Annotated in this window: 19 protein-coding genes and 2 pseudogenes; 4 read left to right on the top strand and 17 right to left on the bottom strand. The window is 47.1% G+C overall.

Annotated elements, in window-relative coordinates; all coding sequences use genetic code 11:
* Positions 1–783, top strand: a complete 783-nt coding sequence (locus GO003_RS14935) for a metal ABC transporter permease (protein ID WP_159658652.1) — start codon at positions 1–3, stop codon at positions 781–783.
* A gap of 45 nt (positions 784–828) precedes the next feature.
* A complete protein-coding gene (locus GO003_RS14930) occupies positions 829–1332 on the top strand; it encodes a DUF1269 domain-containing protein (protein ID WP_159658651.1) in 504 nt (167 codons plus the stop codon).
* Positions 1333–1528: 196 nt separating this feature from the next.
* Here GO003_RS14930 and GO003_RS14925 read toward each other — a convergent pair whose 3' ends face one another.
* From GO003_RS14925 to GO003_RS14850, 15 genes and pseudogenes are all read right to left on the bottom strand, one after another.
* Positions 1529–1831, bottom strand: a complete 303-nt coding sequence (locus GO003_RS14925) for a hypothetical protein (protein WP_159658650.1) — start codon at positions 1829–1831, stop codon at positions 1529–1531.
* A gap of 264 nt (positions 1832–2095) precedes the next feature.
* Positions 2096–3573 (bottom strand): IS3 family transposase gene (locus tag GO003_RS14920; protein ID WP_407942125.1). Its coding sequence is split into 2 segments (ribosomal slippage): positions 2096–3127 and positions 3130–3573, totalling 1476 coding nucleotides; the frame shifts between segments, so codons are not numbered across the junction.
* A 213-nt stretch (positions 3574–3786) separates the two neighbouring features.
* Positions 3787–3957 (bottom strand): hypothetical protein, encoded by a 171-nt coding sequence (locus GO003_RS14910; RefSeq protein WP_231089010.1) that lies wholly within the window; start codon positions 3955–3957, stop codon positions 3787–3789.
* 21 nt (positions 3958–3978) lie between these two features.
* A complete protein-coding gene (locus GO003_RS14905; protein WP_159657135.1) occupies positions 3979–4275 on the bottom strand; it encodes a type II toxin-antitoxin system RelE/ParE family toxin in 297 nt (98 codons plus the stop codon).
* Positions 4272–4475, bottom strand: a complete 204-nt coding sequence (locus tag GO003_RS14900) for an addiction module protein (protein ID WP_159657137.1) — start codon at positions 4473–4475, stop codon at positions 4272–4274. The genes GO003_RS14905 and GO003_RS14900 overlap by 4 nt, the downstream gene beginning before the upstream one ends.
* Positions 4476–4558: 83 nt before the next feature.
* Positions 4559–4660: pseudogene (locus GO003_RS14895) on the bottom strand (NrdJb); the annotation flags it as partial.
* 54 nt (positions 4661–4714) lie between these two features.
* Positions 4715–4918: a hypothetical protein gene (locus GO003_RS14890; RefSeq protein ID WP_231089009.1), complete on the bottom strand. Its 204-nt coding sequence runs from the start codon at positions 4916–4918 to the stop codon at positions 4715–4717.
* A 41-nt stretch (positions 4919–4959) separates the two neighbouring features.
* Positions 4960–5175: a DUF2283 domain-containing protein gene (locus GO003_RS14885; protein ID WP_159657139.1), complete on the bottom strand. Its 216-nt coding sequence runs from the start codon at positions 5173–5175 to the stop codon at positions 4960–4962.
* Positions 5176–5438: 263 nt separating this feature from the next.
* Positions 5439–5543: pseudogene (locus GO003_RS14880) on the bottom strand (NrdJb); the annotation flags it as partial.
* A 287-nt stretch (positions 5544–5830) separates the two neighbouring features.
* Positions 5831–7135, bottom strand: coding sequence for a hypothetical protein (locus GO003_RS14875; RefSeq protein WP_159657141.1), 1305 nt, complete (start codon positions 7133–7135; stop codon positions 5831–5833).
* A 232-nt stretch (positions 7136–7367) separates the two neighbouring features.
* Entirely contained in the window at positions 7368–7982 is a 615-nt protein-coding gene (locus tag GO003_RS14870) for a hypothetical protein (protein WP_159657143.1), read from the bottom strand.
* On the bottom strand, positions 7975–8655 hold the full coding sequence (locus GO003_RS14865) for a TSCPD domain-containing protein (RefSeq protein WP_159657145.1): 681 nt from the start codon (positions 8653–8655) through the stop codon (positions 7975–7977). Before GO003_RS14865 ends, GO003_RS14870 begins: the two co-directional genes overlap by 8 nt.
* A gap of 69 nt (positions 8656–8724) precedes the next feature.
* Positions 8725–8973: a DUF2442 domain-containing protein gene (locus tag GO003_RS14860; protein WP_159657147.1), complete on the bottom strand. Its 249-nt coding sequence runs from the start codon at positions 8971–8973 to the stop codon at positions 8725–8727.
* Between the two features lie 4 nt (positions 8974–8977).
* Positions 8978–9100, bottom strand: a complete 123-nt coding sequence (locus GO003_RS14855) for a DUF4160 domain-containing protein (RefSeq protein ID WP_159657149.1) — start codon at positions 9098–9100, stop codon at positions 8978–8980.
* A gap of 36 nt (positions 9101–9136) precedes the next feature.
* A complete protein-coding gene (locus tag GO003_RS14850; RefSeq protein ID WP_159657151.1) occupies positions 9137–11287 on the bottom strand; it encodes an adenosylcobalamin-dependent ribonucleoside-diphosphate reductase in 2151 nt (716 codons plus the stop codon).
* A gap of 251 nt (positions 11288–11538) precedes the next feature.
* Between GO003_RS14850 and GO003_RS14845 the strand changes: the two genes are divergently transcribed.
* Both GO003_RS14845 and GO003_RS14840 read left to right on the top strand, forming a co-directional pair.
* A complete protein-coding gene (locus GO003_RS14845; protein WP_159657153.1) occupies positions 11539–11793 on the top strand; it encodes a hypothetical protein in 255 nt (84 codons plus the stop codon).
* Positions 11790–12122, top strand: coding sequence for a DUF2845 domain-containing protein (locus tag GO003_RS14840; protein WP_159657155.1), 333 nt, complete (start codon positions 11790–11792; stop codon positions 12120–12122). The genes GO003_RS14845 and GO003_RS14840 overlap by 4 nt, the downstream gene beginning before the upstream one ends.
* A gap of 23 nt (positions 12123–12145) precedes the next feature.
* On the opposite strand, the gene GO003_RS14835 is transcribed toward GO003_RS14840, so the two are convergent.
* The gene (locus tag GO003_RS14835) at positions 12146–13258 is read right to left on the bottom strand and encodes a glycoside hydrolase family 5 protein (RefSeq protein ID WP_159657157.1); all 1113 of its coding nucleotides are present in this window, start codon (positions 13256–13258) and stop codon (positions 12146–12148) included.
* Positions 13259–13273: 15 nt separating this feature from the next.
* Positions 13274–14965: an ABC transporter ATP-binding protein/permease gene (locus GO003_RS14830; protein WP_159657159.1), complete on the bottom strand. Its 1692-nt coding sequence runs from the start codon at positions 14963–14965 to the stop codon at positions 13274–13276.
* Positions 14966–15038: the final 73 nt, after the last annotated feature.

The following is a 15038-nucleotide window of genomic DNA, read 5'->3' as shown; positions in this document are numbered from 1 at the left end:
ATGTCAGCCAAAATTATCCTTGCACTTATTTTAGGCAGTTCAGTTGGAGCTGTTTCGGGGTATCTCGGATCATTAATGCTGACCAAACGCATGACCTTGATGGGCGGTGCTTTAGGCCATCTCGCTTTGCCAGGTATCGCGCTGGCTCTGCTTTATGATTTTGACGTTTCGTTAGGTGCCTCTCTATTTCTGGCTCTAGGCGTTTTGACGATAGGTTACCTGGAACGTAAAACAGGATTACATCTGGAAGCGCTCACAGCAGTGGTATTTTCAGCTTCTTTAGCAACGGCCTTTCTGTTTCTACCCAAAGAAGAACTTGATATTGCTCTGTTGGGTAATGTTTCGCAAATCTCTTCCATGTCTGTGTTGATTACCGTGCTCTTGTCACTAGTGCTTTATGGCGGGATCAAATCGATCTACTCCGATATGGTTCTAGCCAGCATCTCAGCCGACTTGGCCCAGATTAATGGTGTAAACCTGAAATTTAACAATACCCTTTACCTTATCTGTATTGCTGTCACCGTCGCGTTGGGGGTTCGTATCGTCGGGGGCTTAATGACGGCAGCGCTGCTGGCTATACCTGCTTGTACGGCCAAAAATATCAGTTCAAATCTTCATCAGTATTCGATTATAAGCACTATAACAGGCGCTCTCGCCTGCATCCTTGGCATTGTTTCTTCAACGTTTACGGCAATACCTGCCGGACCGTTAATTATTATTGCCAGTGCGTTGTTATTTTTGATTTCAGTTGTCAAAAAGTTTCAGAAACCCATGAAATCCTGAACTTGATTCGACACATTACCCTCCCCATAAAAACAGGATAACCTTATGAAAAGAATATATTTTTTAGTCCCAGATATTGCCACAACACATAAAATTATTGATGAGTTACGTGCAGAAGGCATAGAAGACCGTTACCTGCACATCTTGGCAAAACGAGACACACCATTGGAAGATATACCCGAAGCGTCAGTATTTCAGAAAACTGATTTCATCCCTGCGCTGGAAAGGGGAGCCGCACTGGGCGGTGTAACCGGTGTTTTGGCAGGCATGGTGGGTTTGCGATTTGCCGGTTTTGCAATTGCAGGAGGACCGCTTTTAGGCATTTTATTTTATGGCGCGACCATCGGCGCCATCATGAGCGGACTGGCAGGTCTTCAAGTTGGTAATTCAAAAGTTAAAAACTATGAGGAAGCTATTGAAGCGGGCCAATTGCTGGTCATGGTGGATATTCCAAAAGATCGCATAGACGCAATCAGTCAAGTGATTGTCAAACATCATCCTGCTGCCAAATTCGAAGGCATTGAGCCGCTTTTACCGCCCTCTTACTAAAGGTTGACGATCAGCGTTTTAATGAATCTGAAGGTCCAATCGAGAAGAAATATATTATCGGCAAAGTAGGTTGCGGTTGGCGAAAGCCAACCCAACATTTCAAGGCCATGGCGTTTTTGTTGGGTTACGAAAGCATGAAGACTAACCTACGCAACTTGAGTGAGGTGTTCGGCGAAGCCTGTATAGATGTAAAGCCTCAATTGATGAATTCGAAAAAAACTTCGTTCAGAACTTCGTCAACATTTTGGATGTTTTCCAGAACCTCCTCGGGTGCTTTTCCTTGTACACAAATGTTTCTTATGATCAGAAGAAGCGGGGACATCCCTTTCAAGTTTCGAACACTCTCCCAACTCATGGCCTCGTCAATGTGGAATATAGCGCGATCCCAACCTTCAAAACCTGCCGCCTCAACCACGGAGGATCTGAGGACAACCCATGCACCTTGAAGATCGGAAAGTATTGTCTTTTCGTATCCTGTTGACTCTTGTACAAAAGCCATTTGCTTATCCTTCAAATATGCAAAACGTGGAGGTGACCTGAGCTACGCAGCTTCATCCCGTAGCGTCCAGAGAACGAAGCGAATGGGTGGCAAGACTTGAGTCTGATCTTTGATCACTGATCACTGCTTTAAAACCTAACGCCAGCCATCACCGGTGACAAAACCTGTAATGAAGCGAAAAATCTGGCATCCGGTCGGAATGTGTCAATGACATTGAGACACCCAGTTGTTTTATTTAGTGTCTAACTGTTGTGTATTTATGGGTCAAGTTTCTCCCTTGGTGTTGGTAGGCGGATTGATCCAAACGGTGTTGGGTAACTTGGGCGGCAAGGGGCACTTTCCTTTGAATCGCTTAGGATTAGCGTGGAAAGCCGTTTCCAGGGTTTTGGCACGGGCTTGGTATACCGTAGCTGCTTGGTCGAAATGGACGGTGGCCGGGGTCATGTAACCGATGCCCGAGTGGCAATGGGACTGGTTGTACCACGCGAAGAAGCGTTGGCAATGGCTGCGGGCATCTTCAAGGCATCCGAAGCGAGCGGGGAAATCATGCCGATATTTCAGGATTTTGAACTGGGCCTCGGAATAGGGATTGTCATCTGAGACATAAGGCCGGCTATGGGTCTTGGCGACCTCCAGATCAACCAGCAAGGCGGCCACCGGCTTGCTGCGCATGCTGGAACCGCGGTCGGCATGCAGCGTCAGCGTATGCGGCGTGATGTTGTGCTTGGCCACTGTTTCGGCGATGAGCTGCTCGGCCAGTTCGGCGGTTTCCCGCGGAGCGACCATCCAACCGACCACATAGCGGCTATAAATATCCAGGATCACATACAGGTGGAAACAGGTCCATTTGGCCGGGCCTTTGAGTTTCGTGATATCCCAACTCCAGACTTGATTGGGCGCGGTGGCCAGGAGTTCCGGCTTGGTGTAAACCGGGTGCAGCCGTTGGCGCCTGCGCTCTGCCGACAGGCCGTCCGCCTCCAGGGCGCGGTACAAGGTGCGCACCGAGCCGATGTAGCGCCCCTCGTCCAGCAGGGTGGCATAGACAAAATACGGCGAGCAGTCGGCAAAGCGTTCACTGTTAAGCACCGCCAGCAGTTGCTGGCGCTCACTGGTCGAGAAAGCCAACGGGGCGGACGGACGAGGCACCCGCGTTACCGGCACAGGCACCAAGAGGCGCCGGCGGGCATCCTCGCGATAGACCGAACTGCGGTTCAAATTCAGGGCCGCGCAAGCCGGCGCCAGGCCGACCTCCGGGGCCAACTGGTTAAGGGCTTGCATCAGCAGGACTCGCTCGGCGTCTCGTCCGTCGACAGACCGAACAAGACGCAAAGTTTTTTTTGGACATCAATAATGGCATTGGCCTGAGCCAGTCTGCGGCGCAGACGCTCATTTTCCTGGGTAAGTTGGTGCACACGACGATCCTCGGCCTGCGCAGGGTCGGCCTTACGCCCACGTTTTTGCGGCGCCAACGCGGCGCGCTCATCGGCAGCACGCTGCCTACGCCAAGTGGACAGATGGGAGGAGTAAATCCCTTCTTTGCGCAATAAAGCGCCAATCTCACCCAGCTGGGTACAGCGATCAGCGGCCTCCAGGATGCGGCGCTTGTCGCTGCGGGTAAATTGTCGGCGCTGGGCGGTGGCAACCACCTCTGAGTCGGGCCGCGCGCCGGAGGTCGCGTTTTCAGCCGCCCTACGGGCGTCTTCCAACGCGACCTCCGGCGCAGTTACTTGTGGTGATTCCATGGTCTCTGCTTTTGATTTGCTCATGATTCTGGCCTACCTTTATACTCTAATTTCCGAGGGGTAGGTGTCTCAGGTCATATTGGCACAGGGGGGGTGCATGGCTGGCGTTAGCTAAAGCACCTCATGCAAGCGACCTTCCACATATTTATGGAGAATGCTGGCAACCAGTGTCTGATAAGGAATGCCTTCCACCAGTGCTTTCTTCTGAAGTCCCTAAAGGTCCTTGGAAGAAAGCCTGATATTGATACGTGCATCTTTCTTGAACATGGCCTCTGCATACTGCTGATGCCGCGTCCTCCTTTCCTCGGAATCAAGTGACCTCGGGAGTTCTCCAGCATCGAATATGTCCAGAATTTCCTGCTCTTCTTTATCCAGCTTGCTCATTTCGAACCTCCCAAAACGCAGTTATGTGCGGTTTCTCCAAGACGTAGGATCTTTCTTCGCATGAAGCACAGCCGTAACAATGATATTTTTATTTTGAACTAAATAGAATTCACGGAGAGGAAAGCGAGTTATTGAAGTGCGCCTTAGTTCTTTGAAAATTTTGCGGTAAATGAGCGGATTCTTTTGAAGTTTATCTAAGGCTTCTTCTACGCAAAGTAGAAAATCATGGCCAAGGCTTACCCTTTTCTCTTCGAAAAATTCGAATTGCTCCTCGATATCAAACTCTGCTTCTTTCCGAAGCGTGAGTTTATATTTCATTTCTTAGATAGTATTCGAGCTTTAACATTAGACCACGAAGATCCTACGAGCTGATCAATTTCGAAAGATGCGAGTCGCCGATCTAGTTCCGCTTTCTGAACTTCTGTGAGCTCTATTTCCGAATCTTCAGCAACAATGCTGTCCCATAGGGCTTCGGCAAGAATAATACGTTCAGAAACAGTAAGAGATTGAATCTCCACAACATTTACCTCGTGTTGGACAGGCAAAGAGGATTTTAACACAACTCTTGGGCAGAACAAGATGGGTAGAGAAGAGAGCAGACTTATAGTACTTCCCCACAATTCAAACACGTCATGCACCCGTCCATTAACACCATGGCCTTGGTGCTGCATTTGTTGCACAGTACCGCTTTTTCCGGAAAACCCGTATGGTGGATTCGCCGCAGGCAATCCACCCTAGCTTTGAGGTTGACGGTTTGCTATCGCGAAACCATCCTACGAGCTATCAGAGGTTCAATTCGACCGAACCCGGTGGTTGCAAATGCGTGATTGCAAAACTTGACCCAAATCTTTTGACTCCAATCTTTCTTTGCCACGTCGTGGTGGGCTTCGAATTCGTGGCGTTTTTCGGCGATCAGAGACGGCATGAATACGCCGCCTTTTTCGAAGTAGCCGTCGCGCATTCTGAATACCGCAATCTACACGCTATTCGATAACGATAGCGTCATGCGGCATCCAATTCCCTCAATGGCAAATGCAGCAATGACAAATTCTGAATATCGGCCTTTTGACTGGCATGCTGGACGTCGATACCGACCAAAGCACCGTTTTCATCAAAGTCCAAAACAACGCCATCGGCCACTTCGTCTGAATCGACGGAAGGCCGATCCGCTAAATGAATGTAAAGAGAGTCCGTTTTTTGGTCGTAATTTAGTTTCATAGTTTAAATCTCCGATCAGGGAAAGCATTGTGGACGGTTTTACCGTCTTCAAGCGTGACGACCCGCAAGAATTTATTGAGCTAAGGCACAAATATCCAATGCCGAATCCGTCCGTCATCTTGAACTTCCCGGCGAATGGGATGAGATAACGCGGTTTGGCACCACTCCAGTTTTAGATAAGGCCTTTTCAGCAATATGTTGTCACGAAAATAATCGGTTGTAGTTAATTCGTCCATCGCATAAATATATTGAGCAGTTTACTATTAAACACACTTAGACTCCCCACAATTCAAACACGTCATCCAACCATCCAATAACAACATGGCCTTGGTGCTGCATTTGTTGCACAGCACCGCTTTTTCCGGAAAATCGGTATGGTGGATTCGCCGTAGGCAATCCGCCCTAGGTCTGAGGTTGACGGTTTGCTATCGCGAAACCATCCTACGAGCTAATTTGAGTGCCCGAACATACCAAAGCTTAATTGTTGACCTCCCTCTTAAAAAGGCTTTGTCCGCGTTAATAGTTGCTGTCGCCCCAGAACGGATTTACTTTCAACTACTAAGCAGAAAATGTATGCGTAGCTTTATCGCGTAGCGTTCAGCGACCAAAGGGGAATGGTCAGGAATCAATCACACAAATGCGTGATAGCAAGACTTTATTCCATATTCAACTCTTCAAAGCTGTAACTCACCTTTACGATCCTCATTGCTTTATTGAGCAATTCAATTAGTTCTTTGTCATTCGGCCGATTTCTTTTTACTCGATTATCTTTTTCTTCAAAGTACGCCATTGCAAAACTTCGGTAAAAAGGATCAATAAAAGAATACTTTTGAGAGTTATCCTCAAGCTTAACAAGCTCACCAAACTCTTCCTTTACAAGGCTTTCAAGGTCTTCTTTGAGCTTTTTCTTGCTCACTTTAATGTTGTTATCTTTTGCATATTGATATAGATCTTCTATGTGAGCACCATTTGGTTCCTGCGCGACAAGGACCCGTAAAGTAGGCTCTACTTTTTCAACTTTTAATGCACTATCGAAAGCATTTCTCAACGTATCTTCTTCATCTTTAACATACTCAGAAAGGGCTTTATGTAAGTCTTCTATATTAAACTCAAGAGTATTATCCAAAGTTTCAGTTATAAAGGCTGAGCTGCACATTAGGTAGCAAATTTTGTGACAGATTGACGCAAGTCCATTTGAATGGCGTACTATGTCATTTTGTAAAACGTCATCTATCTTAATATTCAAAGCTTTGCAGCCTTTGTTAATTATTTCTTTTATTTCTTCTGGCTCCATTAAATCTACATGGATCTCAGATACTCGTTTGCGCATCTCTTTATCAGACTTTACTACCTGCCGAGCAGTATTAACTGCCCCTAATGCAACAATTTTTAGGTCTTTGTGTTTCAACGAAAGGTTGACGAAAACCTTCATCATTTGAGCAAGTTTATCTTTCTCTTCACCCTCAATCTTATGAAAGTCCTCCAAGACCCAACAATAGCCGGATTGACCCAATAGCCTCCCTAGATTTTGAGGAGTTAACTGGGGGGGAAGCATTCTGACTTGTTTTTGACCGTCTACATTTTCATAGACTGCACCTATTTGAGCTTGGATTGCTAGATAATCAGCTTTTGCTTTTATATCAACTTTCGTTTTCTTATCATTAGTAACCTCGCTAACATAGAATTCTTGTAGCTGATCGAATGCGTCGAGTATGACCTCTTCAAAAGTCATACCTTTCATACAGTTTGTGTTTACTTGCTTTTCATAGGTTCTATAGAGAACATTCTCTAACAAGGTGCTTTTACCAGAACCAGAATGACCATAGATAACAACCTGGTTACCAGGCAGTTCAAGTGCTCGTACTAACCGGATATTTACATCTTCTTTTAGGCGGTCTACAAATGTCACTTTCGCAGTTGATGTCGGTGTAAAAACGTCCACAAGTTGGTGCTTTATCATAAATTACCTGCTCTCTAACGCCGCCAACACGCGCGGCTTTGTTGTGGAAGTGAAGCCGCAACGCAAAAGTCGTCACCGTTGTTAAGCTTACATATCGTATATTTACATATCCGGCCAATCTACTGACTTTTGCATGAATTTATTAAGGGGATCAAGTCTTGCAATGAGGCAATTTCGTGATTTCAAAGATTGAGTCCCGATCTTTCTTGAAACCTTCGCGACTAATCGATGATTATTTCACCTCACCGGGGGGCTTTTGATTTTGAGATTGGTTATCCTGTGGTTTTGCTTGAGGCTTTAAAGCACTGATACCATCAAAGCTCTTTTTTTCGACAGGCGACTTTGGAGCCATGTTTGATATTCCGTTTACACTTAGTTTCTCAGTTCTTGCCGAATCGATCGTCAAAAATTGTTTGGAACTCTCTGTAGTCATTTTTGTTACCTCTATTGTGTAAGTTTGTATAGCTGATGAAATACCAATGATTGTCGACAAAAGAGCTCCAATACCAAATGAACCAGTAGCGACATTGTCCAAAAATGCTAGGTTACTGTCACTGCTTTGATGCCCCTTTAAAACTTGCTCAATATGAGTCCTATTTTTTTTAAATATAACCAGCACAACCACTAAACAGATTAGAAAGCCAATGATAGCACCAACGTATAAAACCAATGTCTCTGGGGAGTGAATCCCAACGGTCCTTATTAACGTCAACAATATACCAATCCCTCCGGCGGACAGCGTAAGAAGACTTTTATCGTGCTCCATTGAAGTGTTTAACCAAGCAGAGACTCCAGCAGCATAAAACGCCAGTTCTTTTTTTTCATTAATGTCTTCTATATCACCCACACTTCGACTCGCCACAATTCAAACAAGTCATACACCCGTCCATTAACACCATGGCTTTGGTGCTGCACTTGTTGCACAGCACCGCTTTTTCCGGAAAAGACTCGCCTTCCGTTTCACCGTGCATGGCTTCAAATTCGCGGCGTTTATCGGCTAGAAACTGTTTCTGATGGTCTGTCATGATTTCCGGTTTGATCATGCCGATGTGTTTCATGTGGGTTTCGATGGCACAGCCGATCTCGGCGACCAGGGACGGCATGAACACGCCGCCTTTTTTGAAATAACCGCCTTTGGGATCAAACACCGCTTTTAATTCTTCAACCAAAAACGTCGCATCGCCGCCTTTGCGGAATACAGCCGAGATAACCCGTGTCAGTGCCAGTACCCACTGAAAATGCTCCATGTTTTTGGAGTTGATGAAGATCTCGTAAGGGCGGCGCTCTTCGTGAGCGGTGTGCTGGTTCAGAATAATGTCGTTGATGGTGATGTACAGCGCATGCTCGGACTGCGGCGTTTTGATCTTGTAGGTGGAGCCGATCAGCACTTCCGGGCGTTCGACATTTTCATGCATGCTTTCCACAGATTGCTGGGGTTCTTGCGGCTGGGCTGCTTCGGTATTTTCTTTGGTCAGCACTTTATAACTGACGATTTTTTGAGAAATTTTGTGTAGGGTCATGATCTTGGGCCTAAAAAAAGGGGGTACTGGCGCTGAATAGGGCGCCACTCAAATTTTGAACAAACTGACTTAGGATGCGTTTTCCAATTTAACGGCATCCAAATAGAGAGTATCCGGACAAATATCCTGCTGGTTAGGCCAGACTACCGTACCGTTGTCGACCGACGCACGTTTAAAATAGGGTTTGTCGCGTAATTCCTTGAACACGCCAAAGTCCAGTAATGACTTACAGTCATAAACACCTTGCGCTCCATCGGTGAATTGTAGAACCAACGCATAATCATCGGTGGCTTGAACGGATTTAACGCGTGGATTCATAGTGCTACCTCAACGGTTCGATTTTATAAGGCAATTCACCAGACACGGCCAACTGCCAATCCGCTATTAATTCGTCTCTATGCAATTCTATCCAAGCCTGCAACAGTTTCATTGAAATGGCAGGCATAATGTTTCCTCGGCAGAATTGATTGGTCGGACAATCCTAAAACTTGCCGTAGTAACCTTCTTTCAACGCATCGAACAAATTGGCGGCGGTATGAATTTCGCCGTCGTATTCCACTTCTTCGTTGCCTTTGTATTCCACTACGTGACCGTCATCCAGCGTGAACTGGTAGGTCGTGTTTTCCAGATCGGATTCCTTGACCAACACCCCCTGGAAGACTTCCGGATTGAACCGGAACGTGGTGCAGCCTTTCAGTCCTTGGTCGTAAGCGTATTCGTAGATAGACTTGAAGTCTTCATACGGATAATCGGTAGGCACGTTGGCGGTTTTGGAAATGGATGAGTCTATCCATTTTTGTGCGGCCGCTTGAATATCGACATGCTGTTTGGGCGTGATTTCATCGGCACAGATAAAATAATCCGGCAGTTGCCTGGCTGGATCATCGCTGTAAGGCATGGCTTCAGGATTAACCAAATGGCGGTAAGCCAGCAGTTCGAACGAAAATACGTCGATTTTTTCTTTGGATTTTTTGCCTTCACGAATCACATTGCGTGAGTAATGGTGGGCAAAGCTGGGTTCTATGCCGTTGCTGGCATTGTTGGCCAACGATAACGATATTGTGCCGGTTGGAGCAATGGAGCTGTGATGCGTAAAACGGCAGCCGGTTTCGGCCAGTTCGGCAACCAGCTTCGGCTCTTCTTTAGCCAGTTGCTGCATGTAACGGCTGTATTTGGCGTGCAGGATCTTACCGGGAATCTGATCACCCACTTTATAACCGTCTTGTTTCATTTCGGGACGTTTATGCAGCATTTCGCCGGTGACGGTGAACAGCTCGTTCATGATCGGTGCCGGACCTTTTTCTTTGGCCAGTTCCAGACCGGCTTTCCAGCCTTCAACCGCCAATTCCTTGGTAACTTGTTCGGTAAACGCCAGTGATTCCGCTTCACCGTATTTCATGCCCAGCATCGCAATGGTCGAGCCCAGGCCCAGATAGCCCATGCCGTGACGGCGTTTACCGGTGATTTCCTTGCGTTGTTTTTCCAGTGGCAGACCGTTAATTTCAACCACGTTGTCCAGCATGCGCGTGAAAATGCGGATGGTTTTGCGGTACGCGTCCCAATCGAACTGCGCGTCTTTGCCAAACGGCTGCGTTACAAAGCGGGTCAGGTTGATAGAACCCAGCAAACAGCTGCCGTAAGGTGGCAAGGGTTGCTCGCCGCAAGGGTTGGTCGCGCGAATATGTTCGCAAAACCAGTTGTTGTTCATTTCGTTGACTTTATCGATCAGGATAAACCCCGGTTCGGCGTAATCATAGGTAGAGGACATGATGATGTCCCACAAGCGGCGGGCCGGCATGACCTTACTGATGCGGCAAGCCACCAGGCCTGCGTCATTGACCACATAACCCTTTTTGTTGGGTAAATCGCGCCAAACGATTTTGCTGCTGTCAGTCAGATCCAGTTTGTCGACTTTGGCTTCACGCTGGGTGACCGGGAATGACAACGCCCAGGGTTTATCATTTTTGACCGCTTCTACAAATTCACTGGTAATCAGCAGCGACAGGTTAAATTGACGCAGGCGGCCGTCTTCGCGTTTGGCTCGGATGAAATCGACGACATCAGGATGAGCGACATCAAACGTAGCCATTTGTGCGCCACGGCGGCCACCGGCAGACGAGACGGTGAAACACATCTTGTCGTAGATATCCATGAATGACAGCGGCCCGGATGTGTAGGCACCAGCACCGGATACATACGCGTCTTTAGGCCTCAAGGTAGAAAATTCGTAACCAATGCCGCAACCGGCCTTCAGCGTCAAACCGGCTTCGTGGACTTTGGACAGAATATCGTCCATAGAATCTTCGATGATGCCGGATACGGTACAATTGATCGTCGATGTGGCGGGTTTGTGTTCCAACGCGCCGGCATTGGAGACAATTCTACCGGCTGGAATTGCGCCTTTGCGCAACGCCCATAAAAAGTCTTTGTAATTTTTTTCTTGCAGTGCCTTGTCTTGCTCGACTCCAGCAAGGGCTTTGGCGACCCGTTTGTAGGTTTCATCAATGTTGGTATCGATGGCTACGCCGTCTTTGGTTTTGAGGCGGTACTTACTGTCCCAAATGTCAAGCGAAGCACTTTGTAGCGGAATTTCGTCATCGTTTGGCGTAACAATATGGAGTGTAGCGGTCATTCGTTGATTCCCTTTTCTGGTTGAGCAATTGACTGTTTTTTTCGCACTAAATCGGAGCGGAGCCGTCTAAGATATTGATGTATATTAAGTTACAGACAAAAAATGACTTTAACCGTAAATACACCTTATGTAGTGGCTGTGAAAATATACTAGCACAATATATTGTGCTGTCAGCAGGAATTTTCTACCCACAGGCAGAGGTTTTTCAGGTAGTTTTTATAGTTCAATGAGTTAGCTTAAGGATTTGAAATTTGCATGAAGCAAAGGGTGACTTGAGCGCTGAAAATGGCTTTCTCACTTTACAGGCAAACAATTTGGATCGGATTATTCAGCCCATTTCATTTTATCTATTCTTTCTTCAGGCGAAGTTTAAAATACTGCTTGTAAAATATGCAGGAACAAAATTCATGTTGAGCAAAAGGCGAAGCATGGGTGGTTTGCAAAGTATTCCAACCGGTCTTTTTAGGCTAATTTTTTTCTTACAACCCGCGATGCCACTGCCATGAAAAATTACACGTTGCCGGTATTACTCTTTCTATTTGTGATCGGCATTAATGATGCCCTTGCCTTACGATGCGGTAAAAGACTGGTTCGGATAGGCGAACATAAAATCGATGTGCTGCAAAAATGCGGGGAACCGGATTACGCCGAAACCCGATTAGGCGTTGAAGGAAGCCGATTACGGCATAATCGAGGTGTACTCGAAATTGAAAGTTATGAACAAGTCGTCATAGATGAGTGGGTATACAACTTCGGCCCACGAAAATTAAAGCAATTTTTACTGTTTGAAAACAGCGTATTAAAAGAAACTCGCAACCTGGGTTACGGGGATTGATGCTATTGCAAGGATTGCCGGATTCAGGCGAACTTATCCGGAAGCCAGCCCCGCTCGACACAATCACGAAAACACCACTCCGGGGTGGTTTCGGTTTTGTAGCTCCAAAAAAACCAACCCAGATATTTTTCAAAAGTGATTAATTGGGCAGCGGCAAAAGCACGATTGGCAATAGACAATTGCACAGTGTCGATTGCTGTCAGCGTATGATTAAATGAGCCCTCTGCCCATAGAGAAAACACGTTCTTATCCATTCCCAAACTCCATTCACTTACATAAACCGGCAACGTTAAACCGTTAATAATGTCGTCAGCTTCGTTTTTCCAGTCAATAGCCGCTTTTTGGATATGACCATAGATATCCAGATCAATATCCTCTTGAACAAAACACTGATAACGGTGAATATCGAACACAACATTCTGATAGTCGGGTTCGCTCATGAAGCCCTGGTATTCCTTGTAAGAACGAAAACCGTCATGAACTACGACCGCCACCTGCTCTGGCTGGCAGTGCTGCCGGATACGCTGATAGGCTTCCAGATGGTATTGCTTTAATACATCAGTGGCGATGTCCCAGCGAGGCTCGTTCAATGTCTGAATGGCATGCAAGGCCGGACTGGAGGCGTATCTTTCCGCCAACCGTTCCAGAACTGTCAGAGAATAATCGATGAAAGCGGGTTGAGTATGCCACTCGCAGACATTCTGGATGCCGCCGTTGTCAAAGCCGTTCTGACACCCCGGTGCGGCATGTAAATCCAGCACAACATGCAAACCGCATTCTACAGCCCACTTCATCGCCTGGTCCAGAATGTCGATGCCGCCTTGAACAAAGGGATAACGCAAGGACCCATAGGCAGCATGGTAGGGATAGTCGGGGCCGAAGATCCAATGTCCGACAGGAATTCGCACTGCATTGATGCCGGTTTTAGCCAGCCAGGCAAAATCATCCCAAGTAATAAAGCTGTTCCAGTGCTGTTTTAATAAAGGTCCGGCCCGCTCGCCCAATTCAACACAATATGCGGTTTCATCCAGTGCCTCCAGGCCTTCAAAGAGGCTGGGCGTCATCCATTTCTCTAAAACCAGCCAGCCGCCCAGATTAACGCCACGCACCTTTTCCCTGCGTTTATTTTCAAACATCAGATCTGCTCTAGCTTAAAGCGTCAAACGGCGTTCATGAAAAGCATCTGCGGTCGGTTGGTTCATAATGGTCAGCAAAGCGGCGTCCGGCAACCTTTCAGTAATCAATCGCAGCATGTCAGCCTCGCCTACGGGATCCAGTGAATCAAAAGCTTCCTGGACTAAAATCCACTTGGGCTTGACCAGCAGTAACCGGACCAATCCCAACCGCTGCTGTTGTTCGCGGGACAACGATTTCTCCCATTGCTCAACATGATCCAGCTGTTCGAGTAAGTCATTAAGCCCAGCGGCATCGACCGCCTGTTCAAGATCAGCCTGATTAAAAGCCGACACAGGATAGGGGTAACAAATTGCCGAACGCAGCGTGCCTGTCGGCAAATAGGGTCTTGGCGGCATAAAGTACATGGGTTCATCATCGGGCAAATAGATGGTTCCTTTACCCCAGGGCCACAAACCTGCTACTGCCTTGAAAAGTTTGGCGGCCGTTGCGCCATTGCCCGATATAAGGACGTGCTCGCCTTTTTTAATCTGATCTTCGATACAGGCGATGATCATTTCTCCATTCAGTTTAGCGATACAAACCTGATTGAAACCAAGAACCGATTCTTCAGATTTGACCAGCCTTATGCGCTGTTGTGTTTCGTCTTTATTCTTTTTCTCCAGATCATCCAGCGCATCGACCAAGCCTAAAACCCGTTCTACCGATGCCCGCCATTCGGCCACTTTTGCCATGTTATCGACCGGCCATGACAAGGCACCGGCCATTTGTTGAAAAGCCTGAGCGGATTGGACCAAAGCACCCAATGAAATGAATCCGGCAATGTAGCGCGGGGCCGATATCAGAATGGGAAAAGCCATGGAAAAGACCGAATAGCCGGAAGTGAACATCAGAATATTGGACCAGGCACGGGTTTGTCTCTGCCAAGCACGATAGATGTCATTAAACAAATGCAGAAAACGGTTCCGTTCGGTTTTTTCCCCCCTGACAAGCGCAATGGCGATAGAATTCTCGCGCGCTGTCACCAAGCCAAAGCGAAAATTAGCCTCTTCAGTTTGTCTGGCATCGGTGGCTTGAGTCAGTGGACGCCCGATAACCCAGCCCAGCGTTGAAGCAAACGCGGCATAGATAATCGCCAGCCAGACCAGATGCCCGTAAACCGACAATTCCAGACCGCCAAATTTAAGCGTTATATGTCCGGACAGTCTCCACAGTATCTGCGTGAAACTGACTATCAGCAGCAAGCAATAAAAAAGTGAATGGATTAAATCAATCGCATATTCGGTGGCTATCCGGATATCTTCAGCGATGCGGCCGTCCGGATTGTCATGCCGGCCTTCCATGTGCGTGATTTGATAATGGCGGCCGTTATTCATCCACTCGCCAATCAAGCGTTGAGTCAGCCAGCTGCGCCAATCAATTTGTAACTGGCGTTTGATTTTCAAGTGATTTGAAGTGACTATCACGTTAGCAATAAGTATCAGCGCGATAATCACAATTTGCTTGGTCAAACCTGACATGGAACGCTGATCCAGGGTATTAAACAGATTGGCACTCCATTCGGTCAGCAATACTGCAATAGCAATTTGCATGACCGTAAATAAAACTAGCCCCAGGGACAATTTATGAATAGTGGCTTTATTTTCCGAATGCCAGAACGGCCCGGCCAGTTTGATGAATTCTACAAAAAATCTACTTGAGTAGCGCAAAGGATATCTCCGTATCGGGTTAATTAAGTTCACCCGGCATTTTTCTAACCGGGTTGCTGAACCACACCACACT

The organism is Methylicorpusculum oleiharenae (assembly GCF_009828925.2).
Classification (GTDB): domain Bacteria; phylum Pseudomonadota; class Gammaproteobacteria; order Methylococcales; family Methylomonadaceae; genus Methylicorpusculum; species Methylicorpusculum oleiharenae.
Note: the sequence above shows the minus strand (reverse complement) of the source record. Positions and strands in the feature narration are given on the sequence as shown.